16 protein-coding genes and 2 pseudogenes are annotated in these 18195 nt (G+C 35.3%); 3 read left to right on the top strand and 15 right to left on the bottom strand.

Translation table 11 applies throughout. From position 1 onward, the window contains the following. Positions 1–41: 41 nt before the first annotated feature. The 13 genes and pseudogenes from ABH955_RS23960 to ABH955_RS24020 all read right to left on the bottom strand — a co-directional run bounded on the left by ABH955_RS23960 (position 42) and on the right by ABH955_RS24020 (position 11203). Positions 42–1466: a DUF4367 domain-containing protein gene (locus tag ABH955_RS23960; protein ID WP_404457170.1), complete on the bottom strand. Its 1425-nt coding sequence runs from the start codon at positions 1464–1466 to the stop codon at positions 42–44. Then, positions 1432–1989, bottom strand: a complete 558-nt coding sequence (locus ABH955_RS23965) for an RNA polymerase sigma factor (RefSeq protein WP_002167092.1) — start codon at positions 1987–1989, stop codon at positions 1432–1434. Before ABH955_RS23965 ends, ABH955_RS23960 begins: the two co-directional genes overlap by 35 nt. Positions 1990–2168: 179 nt before the next feature. Then, positions 2169–2354, bottom strand: a pseudogene (locus ABH955_RS23970) (HIT family protein); the annotation flags it as partial. Between the two features lie 154 nt (positions 2355–2508). Then, positions 2509–2757: pseudogene (locus ABH955_RS23975) on the bottom strand (HIT family protein); the annotation flags it as partial. Positions 2758–2819: 62 nt separating this feature from the next. Further along, on the bottom strand, positions 2820–3197 hold the full coding sequence (locus ABH955_RS23980; RefSeq protein WP_000778855.1) for an OsmC family protein: 378 nt from the start codon (positions 3195–3197) through the stop codon (positions 2820–2822). Further along, complete coding sequence (locus ABH955_RS23985) at positions 3172–4599, bottom strand: amino acid permease (protein WP_002010506.1); 1428 nt, start codon at positions 4597–4599, stop codon at positions 3172–3174. Before ABH955_RS23985 ends, ABH955_RS23980 begins: the two co-directional genes overlap by 26 nt. Positions 4600–4804: 205 nt before the next feature. Further along, positions 4805–5449: an amino acid ABC transporter permease gene (locus ABH955_RS23990; protein ID WP_113937904.1), complete on the bottom strand. Its 645-nt coding sequence runs from the start codon at positions 5447–5449 to the stop codon at positions 4805–4807. Then, positions 5450–6106 (bottom strand): amino acid ABC transporter permease, encoded by a 657-nt coding sequence (locus ABH955_RS23995; RefSeq protein ID WP_002090963.1) that lies wholly within the window; start codon positions 6104–6106, stop codon positions 5450–5452. An 87-nt stretch (positions 6107–6193) separates the two neighbouring features. Then, the gene (glnH, locus tag ABH955_RS24000; RefSeq protein ID WP_002125212.1) at positions 6194–7024 is read right to left on the bottom strand and encodes a glutamine ABC transporter substrate-binding protein GlnH; all 831 of its coding nucleotides are present in this window, start codon (positions 7022–7024) and stop codon (positions 6194–6196) included. Positions 7025–7036: 12 nt separating this feature from the next. Next, the gene (locus ABH955_RS24005) at positions 7037–7891 is read right to left on the bottom strand and encodes an amino acid ABC transporter ATP-binding protein (protein ID WP_309473018.1); all 855 of its coding nucleotides are present in this window, start codon (positions 7889–7891) and stop codon (positions 7037–7039) included. 10 nt (positions 7892–7901) lie between these two features. Beyond that, positions 7902–9362, bottom strand: a complete 1461-nt coding sequence (locus ABH955_RS24010) for an alanine/glycine:cation symporter family protein (RefSeq protein WP_002010512.1) — start codon at positions 9360–9362, stop codon at positions 7902–7904. Positions 9363–9521: 159 nt separating this feature from the next. Beyond that, positions 9522–10493, bottom strand: coding sequence for a phosphotransferase enzyme family protein (locus tag ABH955_RS24015; RefSeq protein WP_113937902.1), 972 nt, complete (start codon positions 10491–10493; stop codon positions 9522–9524). A 23-nt stretch (positions 10494–10516) separates the two neighbouring features. Then, positions 10517–11203 (bottom strand): CPBP family intramembrane glutamic endopeptidase, encoded by a 687-nt coding sequence (locus ABH955_RS24020; RefSeq protein ID WP_113937901.1) that lies wholly within the window; start codon positions 11201–11203, stop codon positions 10517–10519. A 150-nt stretch (positions 11204–11353) separates the two neighbouring features. On the opposite strand from ABH955_RS24020, the gene gerKA reads away from it, so the two are divergent. From gerKA to gerKC, 3 genes are read left to right on the top strand one after another with little or no spacing between them, the layout of a single operon-like run. Beyond that, positions 11354–12856, top strand: a complete 1503-nt coding sequence (gene gerKA / locus ABH955_RS24025) for a spore germination protein GerKA (protein WP_113937900.1) — start codon at positions 11354–11356, stop codon at positions 12854–12856. Beyond that, positions 12837–13943, top strand: coding sequence for a GerAB/ArcD/ProY family transporter (locus tag ABH955_RS24030; protein ID WP_404491757.1), 1107 nt, complete (start codon positions 12837–12839; stop codon positions 13941–13943). The genes gerKA and ABH955_RS24030 overlap by 20 nt, the downstream gene beginning before the upstream one ends. Further along, on the top strand, positions 13924–15048 hold the full coding sequence (gerKC, locus tag ABH955_RS24035) for a spore germination protein GerKC (protein WP_113937899.1): 1125 nt from the start codon (positions 13924–13926) through the stop codon (positions 15046–15048). The genes ABH955_RS24030 and gerKC overlap by 20 nt, the downstream gene beginning before the upstream one ends. Before the next feature lie 31 nt (positions 15049–15079). On the opposite strand, the gene treC is transcribed toward gerKC, so the two are convergent. Beyond that, positions 15080–16741, bottom strand: a complete 1662-nt coding sequence (treC, locus tag ABH955_RS24040) for an alpha,alpha-phosphotrehalase (protein WP_113937898.1) — start codon at positions 16739–16741, stop codon at positions 15080–15082. Between the two features lie 13 nt (positions 16742–16754). After that, positions 16755–18182 carry a PTS system trehalose-specific EIIBC component gene (gene treP, locus ABH955_RS24045; protein WP_002063769.1) on the bottom strand — a complete coding sequence of 476 codons (1428 nt, stop codon included), beginning with the start codon at positions 18180–18182 and terminating at the stop codon, positions 16755–16757. Between the last annotated feature and the right edge of the window lie 13 nt (positions 18183–18195).

The following is an 18195-nucleotide window of genomic DNA, read 5'->3' on the forward strand; positions in this document are numbered from 1 at the left end:
AATATAAGCAGCTTTTTAGTCCCGTTGTTCCTATTATTTTATTATTGACGAATATCAAACCACCAACGATTTTTCGAATTCATATTTTCAGTGTCACCAATCCCTCTGTAATTGAAAGCATCCAAAAAGATTGAATCTAGTTTATCCTCATCTACAAAATAACCTAAATTAACCTTTACCGTTTGTCCTGGTGTAATACTACCAATATTATAAAAGCTTTTCCCGTCTCCGTGAGGTTCCAAGTAATCAACTTCGCCCGTCATAATACGCGTTGCGTCCATTCCCTCTTCTTTAGCGTAGTTCCATGCATTCCCTTCAAATTTAAGCTGTTTTATAGATGGATGCATATAGATTTCTTCTGTCACCTGTTTACCTATATTTTTCACTGTTGTTGTCAAGTAGACAAATTTAACATTAACTAATTTCGAATCTACTAATGTATCAATTGAATCTTTACCATTCCCTAATTTATATACATCCCGTCTGTACGATAGCAATTTTCCCGTCTGATCTAAAGCCTTCTTCTTGCTTAATATCCCTAAGCCAAGTTCATTAAAGTTCTCTTGTTTAAAATCTTTAATCAAATCAAAAACTTCAACTTTTTCTATCACATATTCAATTTGGCTGTTATCCATAGATATCGTTACTGGAACCTTTTGTCCTATGTGAAATAGTCGTTTACTATCTTTTTTCAAGGGAATCACCTTAGTTTTTTTAGGCTCATCCGCTTCACTAAAATACTTTTTATCATAATCTGTTATATGTGCTGCCTTTTCTTTTGACGTAGGCTCAAGTGAAATGTTCCCTAACACATCCATCATTTGTTCTTCATTTACATCTGATCCAATAAAACTTTCTAACATAATCCCTTCTTTCTCAAAAAAGAGAAAGACCTTCCTATCAAACATTACATTGTTGTTTCCAGTTTCTTTATGAACAATTACTGCTTTCCTGCCATTTATCTCTTTTTCTTCATAGCTTTTTGAATATAAAGTTTGAAAGTCCGCATTTCCCCCCACTCTCCAAAGAGCGAATGAAAATCCACCCATTGCGTCGTTATCTTTAAATGAATATTTCATAGCCGAGTCATCAATTGCTTCCATATTTTCTGGTAATTTACCAACCTTCAACTTATACCACTTATCAATATTTTTCGATTCCTTATTCGTTACTGAAACATTTACTTCGTAATTTTGTTTTTGAACAATCATATTGTAGACTTTCACTGCACCAAAAACTGTTGTCGGCATGCCAATCAATAAGCAGGCAGCAGCGATTAACATGCGATGTCTTTTTCGCTTTGTCTGTGGTTTTCCATCTTTCAGCTTCATTTCCTCCATAAACAATTTCTTTTTGCGCGTATATGTATGTGAAAATTCATGTTGTTCTTCGAGTTTATCAAAATCATCTAAAGCAATTTTTTCAGCAAGTTCATATATTTTTTTGGAGTTCTTTGAATTCGTCATGTTGTATACCTCCTATAATATTTTGGACTCGTTTTCGAGCGCGTTCAAACTGCTTGCGGGCATTAGCCTCGGTTATTCCCATAACACTTGAAATCTCTTGATACGTTAAGTTATAGAAGACTTTATACTTAAACACCTGTCTGTTAGATTCACTTAATTCTGTTAGCAATGTATCAATTTGAACCTCAGACATTTTACGTTTTTCCCACTCTTCAATATTTTCATCTACTGCTTCTATTGATTCTCTTTCATATTCTTCTAAAAATGTTTCATGTCGTTTATTTTTCCGGTAACTATCAATCGCCTTGTTTTTCGCGACCCTCAAAATGTATCGTTTAAGCTCTTCTGTGCTCAAGCTATCGAGCTTTTCCAAGTTCTTATAAAGAGTAATAAACGTCTCTTGAACCGCATCTTCAGCCTGCTGAATATTATTTAAAATAGAATAAGCTACATAATAAATTTTTTGTTCGTACAACTCATATAGCTCTTCCATCTTTTCGTAATCTTTGTTTGTAACTTTCATATAATTCCTCCTCTCATTCTATATAACGAATGAGCGATATACTTTGTGACACTGCAGAATTCTTTAATAGATAAAATTAAATAATAGAATAAAGAAAAGCCCAATTTCTCTATTTTAACTGAGAAATTGGGCTTTTCTTTATTAATATTTCCCTAACTGTCCCCCTAAGAAAACTCCTCTTACACCTTTTCGCTATGTATTATTTTCTCTATTGCTTCTTTTAATAAATTCTTTGTCTCTTCAAAGTTATGATTCTGCTGTTCTCCAGGTTGTACCGTATAAAACTCAGCAAACGAACGCTCTTTATATCTCGGCACAACATGCATGTGATAATGAGTTAACTCGTTAAAGATTCCACCATTTTGATAAAGTGAAACTTTAATCAGTGGGGGTTTTGTTCATCCCCCACTGATTATTAGTTGAACCAATCGGGCTTTTACGGGCAGTTGGATTCCCAACTAACTTCTTTGTTTTCACTGAATTTTGAGGTAGGGGATCTTACTGCCCCGTTAATGCGGGGCAAATTGTAACTCCGTCTGGTTTATATAATGATTTAATAGCCTTTGCGATAACCTTAGAAGCATCCATAATCGCTTTTGCTACACAATCATCTAATTCGTCCACTTCTACAACATGCTGCTTTGGAACGATTAAAGTATGCCCTGTATAGAAAGGCGCATGATCTAAAAAACAAGTTACATAATCATCTTCATACACTTTATATATAATTTCTTCTTCATTTACTAATTTACAACCTAAACATTCCATCATTCTTCCCCCTCTGCCAAAAACATAAAAACGTGAGCGCCCTATTCTCACGTTTTTATGTTTCACTTTACTAATTCAATTGTTTCTGTAACTTTTATACTATCCTTTACAGATTGAACAATTGTGCAATTTTTCACCGCAAGTTGCAGCGCCTTGTCTAATTGTTCTTCTGTAATGTTTTGCGCTTTAATTTTATAGTGCAAATGAACACTTTCAACTGGTTTTGATAAAGCTTCACTTCTACCAATTTCAGTTTCAATTGTAAACGTATCGTATGTAATACGTTTCTTTTCTAAAATTGTTCGGAAGACAATTGCACTACATCCTGCGATAGAAGACACGAGTAATTGTAACGGTGAATATCCGTTTTCTTTTCCAATCGCTAATTGACCATACGATAAATCCGCCTGTATATCATCGTGTTTGATTGTTAGTTTCATTTGGTGTCTCCATCTCCACTTTCATCGGTTTCTGCCGTTTCTTATTTATATAATAATATATGTAGCAGAAAATGATAAATGGAATACCACAATATAACGCCATTCGTTGTTCTGGAATAAACGCTAAACTAATAACAACGATGCTATTTGTAATTAAAGCTAAAATTGGAACAAGCGGGTATAGTGGTGTTCTATACTTTAAGTCCTCTAATTTTCCTCCGCCTTTTAAATACTGACTTCTAAAGCGAAGTTGTGATAAAGCAATAATGATCCAACTTGAAACAGCCGATAAACCAGCTATAGATAATAAATACATATATACTGTATCTTCTGCAAGGAAACTTGTTAATAAAGATAACGCCGCTACAGCAATCGTTACGACTAACGCTGTAATCGGAATACCACGTTTATTTACTTTCTTGAAAGAAGCTGGTGCCATTCCTTCATTTGCAAGTGACCATAGTATACGCGTTGCTGCATATAACCCTGAGTTCGCTACAGATAGAAGAGCTGTAATAATAACGAAGTTCATAATATCAGCTGCATATGGAATACCGATTTTATCAAATACAACTACGAATGGGCTTTCAATTATCCCTGCTTCTTTCCAAGAAATTAACCCTACTAAAATTGTCATTGTTAAAATGAAGAATAACATAATGCGCCATACTGTATTACGAATCGCACGTGGAATTGTTTTTTCAGGATTCTGACTCTCTCCTGCTGCAATCCCGATTAACTCTGTTCCTTGGAAGGAAAAGTTAACTGTAATCATCGTAAGAAGCACTGCAGCTAGTCCATTTGGGAATAGCCCACCATCACTTACAAAGTTAGAGAAAAGAGGCGCTGCTTCTTTTCCATCGTATGGTAAGAATCCTAGTAATGCGCTACCACCAAGTAAAATGAATGCAATAATTGTAACTACTTTAATACTAGAGAACCAAAACTCTAATTCAGCATAACTCTTCGCTGATATTGCATTTGAAGCATATAAAATAACTCCGAATACGAGACACCATACCCAAACATCAACATTCGGAAACCATCTTTTCATCATTAAACCGATCGATGTTAATTCTAATCCTACTGTTACTGCCCATCCAATCCAGTATAGCCAACCGATCATAAATCCAGTTCCTGGTCCAATAAACTTCGTCGCATACTTTTGGAAAGATCCTGAAACTGGCATTGCTACCGTTAGCTCTCCAAGACAAAGCATTGTTAAATACATAATAAATCCGCCCACTAAATATGAAAGGATGGCTCCCCCTGGTCCAGCCTGATTAATGGTGTAACCTGAACCTAGAAAAAAACCAGTTCCGATTACACCACCTAGTGCGATCATAAATAAATGTCTACTCTTCATCGTACGATGTAATTGCTCATTCGTTGTTTGCTGCATCTTAATCCTCCCCCTACAAGTACCCCTATCTCTTTTTAAAATTTTCTGATAATAAAAATATACACGAAAGCGATTACAATTTCTATATAAAATTAAAACTTTTCTGATAAAACAATATAAAAATTCAAATATTAAGAGCTCGCAATACTAATTTGAGGAAAAAAAGGATTTATAAGGAAAAAACTCTTACATTTTTTTGTAAGAGTTAACGTATTTCTAATCTTCTAGATAAAATTGATAAACCGTAGTTTACAACAAAATACATACAGGCTGCTAGTATAAATGTCGGAATCATATAATTTACATTCTGCCCGCTAATAATTTGAGCATTATGCATAAGCTCTGGCAATGATATAACAACCGCTAATGACGTATCTTTTAACAATGAAATAAATTGACTAACAAGCGGGGGGACCATTCTTCTTAATGCTTGCGGCAAAATAATATGCCAAAGCGCTTGCACATACGTTAATCCAGAAGACCTTGCAGCCTCAATCTGCCCTTTTTCGATAGATAATAGACCGCTTCGAACAATTTCAGATATCATTGCCGCTTCAAATATTGTTAAAGCAACAATTGCAGCTGTTATAATTTCTAACTTCAATCCCGCTTCCGGAAGTGCAAAATACGTAAAAAATATAATTAAAAGTAGCGGTAAATTTCGAATGACTTCCACGATAAAGCCTAATGTTTGTGAGACGACAGGTATTTTCGTATAGCGCAATATTCCTATTACACTACCAATAATAAAGCTAAGTACAATTGCTATGAGCGCTACCTCTAACGTTATGAGTAATCCTTTTAATAAAAAGAGGATATGATCACCTGTTATCGCTCCTTTAAAATCCATTTATACCGCCTCCTTTGCCAAGCGTTTTTCTAAATAACGCACTAGCATACTTAGCGGAATTGTTAATACTAAATAAAACATCCCGACAAATATATATACATCAAACGTAACGAACGTCTTCGTTGAAATTAAGTCTCCTTGATACATTAAATCCGTTCCAGCAATAATTCCGAGTATTGAAGAGTTTTTTACTAAATTGAGAAATTGATTTCCTAGAGGAGGAATGACGATTTTCATCGCTTGAGGTAAGACGACATGATACATCGCTTGCGTATAAGTTAATCCTGAAGAACGTGCTGCTTCCATTTGACCTTTCGCGACTGATAAAATACCAGCACGAATTACTTCCGCAATAAAAGCCGCTGTATAAACTGTAAGTGCAACTGTCCCTGCTACAAAACCGTTGAAAGTAATTCCTATTACAGGCAAAGCAAAATAGAAAATGAATGCAATTAATACGAGTGGAATATTTCTAACAAACTCTACATAGGCAGAGCCAATCCAATTCAAAATACGAATAGGTGAAATTCGCATCACTGCCATAACAATTCCTAAAACAAAACTTCCTATTAGTGCAACTACACTGGACATAACCGTATATTTAAATCCTTCTAAATACATATCAATGTTATTCGTTAATATAGAAAAATCAGGCACATATTCTCCCCTCTTTCTTTACAAGAAGAGGATGAGTACTCTCATCCTCTCACTCTTACTATTTATCATGAGAAATAAAGTTTCATTTTACTTCTCTTGTTTTTGACCAATCCATTTTTCATACAATTTATCGTATTCTCCATTCGCTTTCATATCTTTTAATAAACTATTAATCTCTTTCGTTAAATCGTCTGCACCTTTTTGTACTGCAATTCCATACGGTTCATCCGTGAAAATTTTCCCTACAACTTCATAATTAGAATCTTGTTTTGCCATTCCGTAAAGAATCGCATTATCTGTAGTTAAAACATCGCCTTTACCTGCTTTTAACGCTGTAAATGCCTCACTATAATTCTCAAACTCTAATACTGTTGCTTCTGGTGATTTTTGGCGAATGTTATTTGTAGATGTTGATCCTTTTACAGCTAATACTTTAACGCCTTGTTTTATATCATCAATGCTCTTAATATTGCTTCCTTTTTTCACAAGTAACGATTGTCCTGCTTTAAAATATACATCTGAGAAATCTACTTCTTTTTTGCGTTCTTCCGTAATTGTCATTGTCGCAATAATTGCATCAATATCACCATTTTTCAGCATCGGAATACGTGTTTTAGACGTTACTTCTTTCAGCTCTAGTTTCTTTTCATCACCAAGAATTTTTTTCGCAAGTGCCTTCGCGATATCAATATCGAATCCCTCTACTTGCCCTGTTGAAGGGTTTTTCAATCCAAATAAATTCGTATCATTCTTCACTCCAACTACTAACTTCCCGCGCTTCTTAATTTGCTCAACAGCTCCGCCTTGCTTCGTATTCGTTTCTTTCGCCTCGTCTTTTTTCCCCCCGCACCCAGCAACAATAAACACGAATAAACATGAGAATACGATTAGGGTAAACAACTTTTTCATCTTAAGCATGAAATTCCTCCTTTAATGATTTAATACCCGGCTTAAAAATAGACGTGCTCTTTCTTGTTCAGGATTTGCAAAAAATTGTGATGGTGTTGTATCTTCGATAATTTGACCGTCATCCATAAATAAAATTCTATCTGCTACCTCATGTGCAAATCCCATCTCATGTGTGACGACGACCATCGTCATTCCTTCTTTAGCCAGCGCTTTCATAACATCAAGCACCTCTCCGATCATCTCTGGATCAAGAGCGGACGTAGGCTCATCAAATAGCATAATTTTCGGTTGCATCGCGAGCCCTCTAGCAATAGCTACCCTTTGCTGTTGACCTCCGGATAATTGATGAGGGTATACACCTGCCTTCTCCGAGATTCCTACTTTCTCTAAATAAACCATCGCTGTTTTTTCTGCTTCTTCTTTTGAAGTTTTATTTACTTTAATTGGTGCTAGTGTAATATTTTGCAGAACTGTTTTATGTGGGTATAAGTAAAAATGCTGGAAGACCATACCAATATTTCGGCGTAATTCATTCATATCTGCTTTTTTATTGTGTACATCTGTATTTTGTACGATTAACTCTCCATCAGTAATCGCCTCTAACTGATTTATACACCGAAGCAATGTACTTTTTCCTGATCCTGAAGGACCAACAACTACTACCACTTCACCTTTTTTCACTTGCACATTAATATTTTTCAAAACTTGGAAGTTACCATAATATTTATTTACATTACGAAACTCTATCACCATACTCCCCCCTCTCCTAAACAAAGCATGTACATTCTTTTTATATTCAAAAATAGGCAAAAAAATAACTTTCATCTTCATTTTGTCCATAAAAAAGAGCAAAGGGATTTCCCTTTGCTCCTTCATTTCTATTCTCTTAAGATACTTCTTCTTTCTTGTCTTTCCCGTATTCATGCTCCCAGAAATCAGCATTTTTAATTCCTAATTTCTGCGGATCGAATACTGGATCTTTTCCTTCTTTTTTCTGCTTTTCATAATCCTTTAATGCGATCAATGCCGGTTTTTGTAATAATAGAATCGCAATAATGTTAACCCATGCCATAATTCCTACACCAATATCTCCTAAAGCCCATGCTGTTTCTGCTGTTTTTACACAACCGTAGAATACAACTCCTAAGAATACAAACTTTAGTACGATAGACATCCAAGGACGGTCTTTATCACGATTTAAGTAAGCTATATTCGTTTCTGCAATGTAGTAATAAGCCATAATTGTTGTAAATGCGAAGAATAGTAAAGAGATTGCTACGAAACCGTTTCCAAATCCAGGGAAAACAGATTCTACTGCTGCCTGTGTATAACCAGGACCTGGCTGTGCACCATTTAATTTATTGACGATAAAGTTTTTTCCGCTTGCATCAAATACGTTATACATGCCTGTAATAATCATCATAAATGCTGTTGCTGAACAAACAAATAATGTATCAATGTAAACGGAAAATGCTTGTACTAACCCTTGTTTAGCTGGATGCGATACTTCAGCTGCTGCTGCTGCATGGGCCCCAGTTCCTTGCCCTGCTTCGTTTGAATAAATACCACGTTTTACACCCCAAGAAATTGCTAAACCAATAATCCCGCCAAAAGCTGCTTCTAATGCAAATGCACTTTTTAAAATTAACATGAAAGCGTCTGGTAATTTTTCAATATTCATAGCTACAATTACACAAGCTACTAAAATATAGCCAAGTGCCATAAACGGTACTACAACTTGCGCTACGTTAACAATTCGCTTAACTCCACCAAAAATAATAAGTGCTAATGCCGCTACTAATACCGCCCCGGATACAGAAGTATTAATACCAAAAGCTGTTTCTAGACTTACAGCAATACTATTCGCTTGAACACCTGGAAGCAGCATTCCTGTTGCAAGAATTGTCGCTGCAACGAATACTAAAGCGTACCATTTAACACCTAGTCCTTTTTCAATGTAATAAGCAGGTCCACCGCGGAATTGTCCTTGATGTTTCGTCTTATATATTTGTGCTAATGTAGATTCTACATAAGCCGATCCTGCTCCTAAAAAGGCCACCGCCCACATCCAAAAGACAGCTCCTGGACCACCAAAGGCAACAGCCGTTGCAACACCTGCAATATTTCCTGTTCCAACGCGCCCTGATAATGAAAGTGCTAAAGCTTGGAACGAAGAAACACCCGCATCCGATTTTTCCCCTTGAAATGTAAGTTTCACCATTTCTCCTACATGTCTTACTTGTAAAAATCTTGTTCGAATGGAGAAATATAGACCTACTCCTAAACATAAATAGACAAGTGCTGGACTCCAAACAATATTATTTATCCAACTTACGATAGCTTCCAACTTTCCCCCTCCTTCTTTATAAAGAATATTCAGAATATATATAAAATTATAAGTGTATACCGAATCTATAACAATATTATTTTAATAAAATAAACATATTTTTGTATAAAAAAACAAAGTATATATTTATTTTATATACTTTGTTCCCTTATCTCTGTATTATATATTCACTATTGCCTCTTGCTTTATAATTCTTTCATACAACTCATCTGATAACTTTTGAAAATCCTCTGGCATATCTTTCCCCTTAAATTTCTTTTGAATCGTACCGTATAGGCCTATATCACGTAACCGTAAAAATAACGGTAACGATTCATACCAACTATCCGCCAGCCTGTGCTCATATTCGTACCCCTTTCTTAACACTTGTAACTGTTTACGAGCAAATTTCGTCTTTTTCTCCAATGTCCACGGTGTAAAAAGAACAGAGTAATAAAGAACCATTGCCAAATCATGAATGAAGTAATTATAGGCAGCGTCATCAAAATCAAAGATTGTTAGCCCTTTTCCATCATAATGAAAGTTACCTGGATGAATATCACCATGCATAAGCCCGAATGTTTCTCTTTTAACCGGAAGAGCCTTTATTTCCTCCATTAATACAGTGGCAATCCCTTTCACCTTCTCATCTTCTAATCTATTAACAATGCTACTTTCATCCTCTTCCCACGTATCACGGTAGTCTGTTTTAGGATAATCCATTGTAAGGCGGTGCAGCTGTCCAATCGCTTTTCCCCACGCTTCAAAGTAAGCATCTCCCCAATAAGGCGATTCTTCTCCTTTTACTTGCTCACCTTGTGCATATGTAAATAAAGACGCAAAAAAGAAAGTGCCATCTTCCGCTCCAATTTCTTCTACAAGGTTTTGAGATATTGAATTACGAGGTCCCGCCACTTTTGCCCCATGCTCCGCAACATACCGTAAAAAATCTAGTTCGGCCTCTACCTCTTTTTTAGAACGATGAGAAGAATGGGTTAAGCGTAATACGTAACCTTCATTATTTTTACCCTTCGCCTTAAAAATATAATTTTCAAAATCACCAAGTGGCTTTTCTTCCACCGTTACATGATATACCTTTGCTGCTCTTGTTAAAATCTCTTTTGTAAAAACACGTTCTACCGCTATTTCCATTTGTATCCCTCCTATATATCTTCTTAATTCGACATAAATGTAAGAAGTACTGCTATGAAATTAAATAGTGCGTGTGCAATCATAGCCGATAAAATAGAATTTGTTTTTTCATATAACCACGCGAATACTACACCGCTTAAAAAATTCACCGGTAATGTGTTATATGTTGGAATATGAACAACGGTAAATATTATTGAACTTATAATCACCCCGCCCAGTATGCCATATCTATCACGAAAAAACGTATAAAAAACACCTCGATATAAAATTTCTTCATAGATTGGTGATATAACTGCTGCTCCAATTACCGCGATACAGAACGCATATATTGATTTATCATTTTGGATCGTCTCCGTTTTACTATTTTCGAAAGAAATCCCCAGTTTCTCCATTATCATTAATACTCCAACACTCACTACAATCAAACAAATAACCGCTACAAATGTCCACCATAAATCTTTCCATGAAAGCTTCCGAATTCCAATATCTTTCCACGACAGTTTATATCTTTTTATGCAAAAAAGATAAACTACAAATGTAAATATCACTGCCATTATAAGTCCCATTAATACTCCAGCATATAATGAGTTCCCTAGTATTTTTAAAGCATAATCGTAAAAAAGAGATTCAATCATTACTGGTACAATCAGAAATACGAAAACAAATAAATATAAAATTTCTTTCCATCCCCACATACATTTTAAAGTCATCTACACCATCCCCCTATATCCTATTTTCTTTAGTATAAAAGATGACGTAACGTAACTTTCAAGCTACTTTTTTTAAAAGAATATAAGCATAATTTTTTCATAAAAAGCAAAAATTAACAGTGATAATTCAATTCTAAAAGGGTGGGCCTTATGACAGAGCAAAGCAATAACCAACAAAAAAATAAAACGAAGCATATGTTTCCATCACTTCCGGAAAATATTAATTACATTGAAAATAAGCTCTGTCATTCAGATGATATAAAAAAATTAGATGTCCCTTTCCAAAATGGAAAAGGAACAATTATATATATCGAATCTTTAGCAGACCCAAATTTAATTCATCAATTAGCTCTTGAACCATTATTAACTCGATCGGATCTGTCTTTAGATAAAGCTTTTGCCACATTAAATATGAAAAAAGAAACAAATTTAAATTATGGTGTGCAGCTTTTATTACAAGGTAAATCTTTATATTTTCATGAACACGTCGACAGTTTTTGTATTTTCGAAACAGCTCTATCTTTAAAGAGAGATATAACAGAACCTGATAATGAAGGGATTGTCCGTGGACCGCATACTGGTTTAGTAGAAGATTTAGCAACCAATTTAGCTTCTATTCGTAAACTCATAAAAAGTCCACATGTCGTCGTTAAATATTTCACACTCGGTGAAGAAATGCATACGAAAGTGGCAATTGCTTATATGCAAAACATAGCTAATGACGATCTAGTTACAGAAGTAAAAAGAAGGTTAGAAACGATTAAGACAGATGCACTTATGCCTCCAGGATATATACAAGAATTTATAGAGGATACGTCTTTCTCACCCTTTCCGCAACAATTAAATACAGAGCGCCCAGATAGAGTCGCAGCAAATTTAATGGAAGGACGAGTTGCTATTTTATCTGATGGAGATCCAACTGCACTTATCGTTCCTGTTACGTTATTTGCTTTCTATCAATCACCAGATGATTATAATAACCGCTGGATTGTCGGTTCTTTCATCCGAATGATTCGCTTAGTCAGTTTCTTGATTGCCTTTCTCTTGCCCGCTATATATATCGCAACAGTTGCTTTTCATCCTGATGTGTTGCCGCTCGAACTTGTTTATACGATTAAAGCTTCATTAGAAAAAGTGCCACTTCCTCCTATTTTTGAAGCTCTCTTAATGGAATTAATCTTTGAATTATTACGGGAAGCTGGTATTCGCTTGCCAAGCCGAGTTGGACAAACAATCGGTATTGTAGGTGGTTTAGTAATTGGTGATGCAATTGTAAAAGCCGGTCTCGTTTCTTATACAATGATTATCGTTGTAGCTTTAACTGCAATCTCATCTTTTCTTGTTCCATCAAATGATATGAGTTCCGCAGTTCGGATTCTTCGTTTTCCGTTAATGCTCCTTGCTGCCATATTCGGCTATGTAGGAATATCATTCGGTCTCATTATAACTTTCGTTCATTTATGCCAGTTACATTCATTTCATACCCCCTATCTTTCTCCTGTTGCTCCGATGCGGATAAAAGATATGAAAGACTCTTTTGTACGACTACCAATTTGGTCATTTTGGGAACGACCACATGATTCAAAACCGAAAAAAATGCAACGACAACATGTAACGAGAGAGGATGAGAACGGTGACAAACACGCAAAGTAAAATTTCACTTGTTCAATTTACCTTTTTCGTTATTCAATGCCAAATCGGAGTTGGTATACTTTCTCTACCAAACCGTCTTCACCCAATAGCGAAAGGTGGCGGATGGATTTCTGCTCTCATCGCTGGTCTTGCAATTCAACTTATTATTTTACTTATGTGGCTTTTCTTAAAACGATTTCCTGATGCAGATATGTATGAAAGTGTTTGTATGCTATTTGGGAATAAGTTTGGAAAACTATTAGGTTTTGCTTATGTTTTTTATTTTACCCTTATCGGTATGACGGTTATGTTAAATGCTTGTAATGTCATTAAAGTTTGGATATTACAAGCAACTCCTTGGTATGCCACCCTCATGCTATTTACAATAGCTTGTTGTTACATAGCTTATAATACGTTCAAAGTCATCGTACGGTTTTACGTCATGGCTTCTATTCTCATTTTACCAATGGCTCTTTTAATTGCCCTAGGGCTTACACGAGCTGATTTTTCTTACATTTTTCCAATTACAGAAGCCGGATGGTGGAATATTATTCAAGCATCAAAAGAAACCATTACAGCTATGTATGGTTTTGAGATTATTCTTATCGCTTTCCCAAAAGTAAACGGGAGTTCTGTGGCAAAACTGAAAGCAATTTCTATCGCTAATGGATTTGTAACTCTTTTTTATACTTTTACTGTTTGGATTTGCTTTATCGTATTTAGTCCAAAACAAGTTGAACTTATTCCAGAGCCAGTTGCTTACTTATTGCGTTCTCTGCATATTGGGATTATAGACCGAACCGATTTACTATTCATCCCAATATGGATGATAACTGTTGTAGCTTCTATTGCTAGTTATTACTGTGCCGCTTCTATAGGAATTGGACATATCTTCAATCTGGCTAATCATAAAAAGGCTGTTCCAATCGTTGGTATTATTGCTTTTGGTGTAGCCCTATTTATAGATACACCTGAAGAATTAAAAGTAATTGCAACTTTTACTGATAAGTTCACGTATATTTTCATAGTTGTCCTCCCTCTTTTATTTCTACTTTATTCAGTAATAAGGAATAAGAAAGGAGAACAGTATGTTCCAAAAAAGAGTTAAATTACTTTTTATATTATGTACTAGTGCATTCCTTTCTGGCTGTTGGGATCAAGAACCATTAAGAGAAGCGAGATTAGCTTATAGCATTGGATATGATATTACGGAAGAAAATAAACTTCAGCAAACGCTTGAACTCGTAAAAAGTTCAAGCGGAGAGCAATCTTCATTCGAGAATGAAATACATTCAGCAAACGGGCATAACATAAGGGATACAAGCGATGCCCTAAAAAAAAATGTGACTGGGAATATTCGCTATTTTAAATATGGTGTTCAATTACTAGGAACCAAAATTCTAAAAAAAGGTATACTCCCCTATTTAGATGTCAGCTTTCGGGACCCAACAAACCCAACTGCTTTAGTAAAACTTATTGCAGTAGATGGTGAAACATCCGAGGTACTAGAAAAAAAGAAGGTAGGAAATTTACTAATTGGAGATTTTCTAAAGAAAAAAGTGAAAAGCTTAGAAGATATGAGTGTATTTCCAAAAGAAACTTTAGAAACAGCTGCTACAAAAATGTTAGATCCCGGTAAAGACTTTACCCTCCCTTCTATAAAAATAAAAGGAAAAGAAGTAATTACAAACGGGTTAGCTTTATTTAACAACGATAAATTAACTGGGCATTTACCTTTGAAACAATCTGTTCTATTCGTGTTATTAACCGGAAAAATGGGAACAAGTGCCCGTATAACCCAAAAACTTACTAGCGATGAATCAGAGAAGACATCTGATTATTTAACAATGGAAGTGAGCAATCGGAAACTAAAAAGAGACTTGAATATAACGACTGACAAAAAAGGAAATGTTTACGCTCATCTAAAACTAAAGCTACAAGTAATCGCTCTTGAAGCACCGAGAGATAATCTTTATAAAATGGGAGAAAGAAAAAAACTAAACAAAGAATTATCTAAGCAGCTCACAAAAGAAGCAAAACAAATAACGAAAAAGCTACAAAAAGCAAATTGTGACGCTTTCGGTATAGGTAGAAATCTTATCGCTTATCATCCAGAGTTATGGAAGAAAAAGAATTGGAATAAAGATTATGCAAAGGTAAAATTTAAACCGGAAGTAGAAGTAAAGATTTTATATAGTGGCGTCTTAAAATAAAAAGGTTGGACGCCCGCCGGCATCCAACCTTTTATTTCATATAACGATATACAATTGACTCATACGGTCTTAAGTTAAGATTGGTAATATCTTTACTTGAATCTTTGTAATTTGATAATAATACTTCTTGTTTCATACCATCTAATTGAACATGAACTGGTACAGAATACGTTATTTCTTCTCCATAGAAGTTATTTATAACAAGTAATACTTCATTATTTACAGTACGTGTATACGCCCAAATGCTAGGATGATTTCCATCTAAAATAGCATATTTCCCTTCTGTAAGGACATCGTATTTTTTTCTAAGTTCAATTAGCTTTTTATAATGATAAAATACAGATTCTCTATCTTCTAATGCCTTCTCTACGTTTATTTCTTTAAAATTTTCAGCCACAGAAATCCAAGGTGTACTTGTTGTAAAACCACTGTTCACCTCTTCATTCCACTGCATCGGAGTACGGGAATTGTCACGAGATTTTTGTTTTAAAATCCCGATAATCTCTTTTTTTGATAATCCTTCTTCTAGCTTTATATCATATATATTTAACGACTCTACATCACGATATTGCTCGATGGACTCGAATTTAGGATTCGTCATACCGATTTCTTCACCTTGGTAAATGTAAGGCGTTCCTTGCAACATATGCATAGCTGTCGCTAACATTTTCGCAGATTCATTTCGGTACTTCTCATCATCACCAAACCGTGAAACGATACGAGGCTGGTCATGATTACACCAGAATAACGCATTCCATCCTCCGCCCTTTTGCATTTCAATTTGCCAATTAGACATAATTTCTTTTAATTTAATGAAATCAAAATCAGCTTTCGTCCACTTATCACCATTCGGATAATCTACTTTTAAATGATGGAAACTAAACGTCATGCTTAGTTCATTGCGCTCAGGATTCGAATATTTAATACAATTATCAATTGTCGTAGATGACATTTCTCCAACTGTAATTACATCTTTCCCTTCAAAAACATTTTGGCTCATCTCTTGTAAATATTCATGGACGCGTGGACCATCTGTGTAATATTTACGCCCATCACTTGTAGCAGTGGTGCCTTCATCACTTAAAAATCTTTGATCTTTTGAAATTAAGTTAATAACATCAAGGCGGAATCCTTTTACACCTTTATCGAGCCAAAAGCGCATCATATCGTACACTTCTTCACGAAGCTTTTCATTTTCCCAGTTTAAATCAGCTTGCGTCTCATCAAATAGATGTAAAAAATATTGCCCTGTTTTCTCATCATATTTCCAAGCAGATCCTCCAAATTTAGACTGCCAATTATTCTTTTCATCACGCCAAATATAATAATTTCGATACGGACTATTCTTATCTTCTTTTGCTTCTTTAAACCACTTATGCTCCGTTGAACTATGATTTACAACGATATCAAGCATGATTTCAATGTCACGTACTTTCGCTTCTTTTAAAAGCTCTTCAAACTCTTCCATCGTCCCGTAAGATGGATCAATGCTGTAATAATCACTTACATCGTATCCATTGTCATTTTGTGGTGATCGGTATATCGGTGTTAACCAAATATAATCCACTCCAAGTTCCTTTAAATAATCTAATTTCTCTGTAACTCCCTTTATATCACCGGTTTCTTTATTATAGTAACTATTAAAGCTCTTCGGATAAATTTGATAGACTACACTTTTATGCCAATCTTTCATGCTTAATTTCCTCCTACTTCTGTTTTACTCGTTTCGCAAATAACCATGTTAATGTAAATGGAATTACTACTGCGATTATCATCCCTACAATAAACATTGGAATCGATTTCGGAATGATAGAAATAAATGCTGGCAATCCGCCAATTCCGATTGCTGGTGCTAATACACCATTTAATGTAATAAATATCGCTGCTATAGCAGACCCAATAATCGCTGCATAGAACGGGAATTTATTTCTTAAATTCACACCGAACATCGCTGGCTCTGTAATACCGAAGTACGCTGAGATTGCTGATGTTGATGCCATACTTTTATCATTTTGATTTTTAGAAATCCAGAACATCGCTAGTGCCGCACTACCTTGTGCAATGTTAGAAAGAGCAATCATCGGCCAAATAAATGTACCGCCGTGCTGTGCAATTAGCTGCAAATCAATTGCAATAAACATATGATGCATTCCTGTAATTACGAGCGGTGCATATAATGCTCCAAATAATACTGCTCCAAGTACTGGTACCGTTTCATATACGCCAACTAATCCAGCCGTTAATAAATCGCCAATATGACGTGTAACTGGACCGATAATTCCTAACGCTAATACACCTGTTACAACGATTGTTGTAATTGGTACAACTAATAATTGAATTGCGTTTGGCACATGTTTCTTTAAGAAGATTTCAACTTTACTTAATACGAATGCTGCTACTAAAATGGGTAAAATTTGACCTTGATACCCTACCTTTTCAATTTGGAATAGCCCTAAAATATCGAAGTACTCAATCTTTTGTCCCTCTAAACCAGTCGCTGCTTTTCCATAATCCCACGCGTTTAATAAGGCCGGATGCACAAGCATTAATCCCATAACAATCCCTAGTATTGGACTACCACCAAAGCGCTTCGTTGCTGACCAACCAACAAGTGCCGGTAAGAATACGAATGCTGTATTGGCCATCATATTAATTAAATCCCAAAGCCCACCTAAGTTCGGATATACTTCTAATAAATTTTTCCCATCAAAAAATAAGTCCTTTGCCCCTAACAGATTATTAATCCCCATTAGTAAACCTGCCGTAATAATTGCTGGCAAAATCGGCATAAATACATCTGAAAATACTTTTACAAACTTTTGAACTGGATTTAATTTTTTATCCCCTGAACCTTTTACGTCAGCTACTGTCGATTCTTCCATACCTGCAAGCGTTATCAATTCAGCGTATACTCGATCGACATCACCTGGACCAATTACAATTTGAAATACCCCAGCGTTATGAAACGCTCCCTTTACTAATGAAACAGACTGTAATTTATCATTATCTATTTTATTTTCATCTTTTAAAGCGATACGTAGCCTCGTTACACAGTGCGCAGCTTGTTCAATATTGTCTTTCCCACCAATATACTGCAACACTTCTTCTGCTGTTTTACGATAGTCTTTCCCCATATTCCCGTCCCTC

The organism is Bacillus sp. RC240 (assembly GCF_044907945.1).
GTDB lineage: Bacteria > Bacillota > Bacilli > Bacillales > Bacillaceae_G > Bacillus_A > Bacillus_A mycoides.

Excerpts from the sequence above, each read along its gene's own strand:
- ABH955_RS23990 (WP_113937904.1), bottom strand. The coding sequence starts at position 5,449 with ATGGATTTTAAAGGAGCGATAACAGGTGATCATATCCTCTTTTTATTA.
- glnH (WP_002125212.1), bottom strand. The coding sequence starts at position 7,024 with ATGCTTAAGATGAAAAAGTTGTTTACCCTAATCGTATTCTCATGTTTA.
- ABH955_RS24015 (WP_113937902.1), bottom strand. The coding sequence starts at position 10,493 with ATGGAAATAGCGGTAGAACGTGTTTTTACAAAAGAGATTTTAACAAGA.
- ABH955_RS23965 (WP_002167092.1), bottom strand. The coding sequence starts at position 1,989 with ATGAAAGTTACAAACAAAGATTACGAAAAGATGGAAGAGCTATATGAG.
- ABH955_RS24005 (WP_309473018.1), bottom strand. The coding sequence starts at position 7,891 with ATGAAGGAGCAAAGGGAAATCCCTTTGCTCTTTTTTATGGACAAAATG.
- gerKA (WP_113937900.1), top strand. The coding sequence starts at position 11,354 with ATGACAGAGCAAAGCAATAACCAACAAAAAAATAAAACGAAGCATATG.
- ABH955_RS24020 (WP_113937901.1), bottom strand. The coding sequence starts at position 11,203 with ATGACTTTAAAATGTATGTGGGGATGGAAAGAAATTTTATATTTATTT.
- gerKC (WP_113937899.1), top strand. The coding sequence starts at position 13,924 with ATGTTCCAAAAAAGAGTTAAATTACTTTTTATATTATGTACTAGTGCA.
- ABH955_RS23960 (WP_404457170.1), bottom strand. The coding sequence starts at position 1,466 with ATGACGAATTCAAAGAACTCCAAAAAAATATATGAACTTGCTGAAAAA.
- ABH955_RS23980 (WP_000778855.1), bottom strand. The coding sequence starts at position 3,197 with ATGAAACTAACAATCAAACACGATGATATACAGGCGGATTTATCGTAT.
- treC (WP_113937898.1), bottom strand. The coding sequence starts at position 16,741 with ATGAAAGATTGGCATAAAAGTGTAGTCTATCAAATTTATCCGAAGAGC.
- treP (WP_002063769.1), bottom strand. The coding sequence starts at position 18,182 with ATGGGGAAAGACTATCGTAAAACAGCAGAAGAAGTGTTGCAGTATATT.
- ABH955_RS23985 (WP_002010506.1), bottom strand. The coding sequence starts at position 4,599 with ATGCAGCAAACAACGAATGAGCAATTACATCGTACGATGAAGAGTAGA.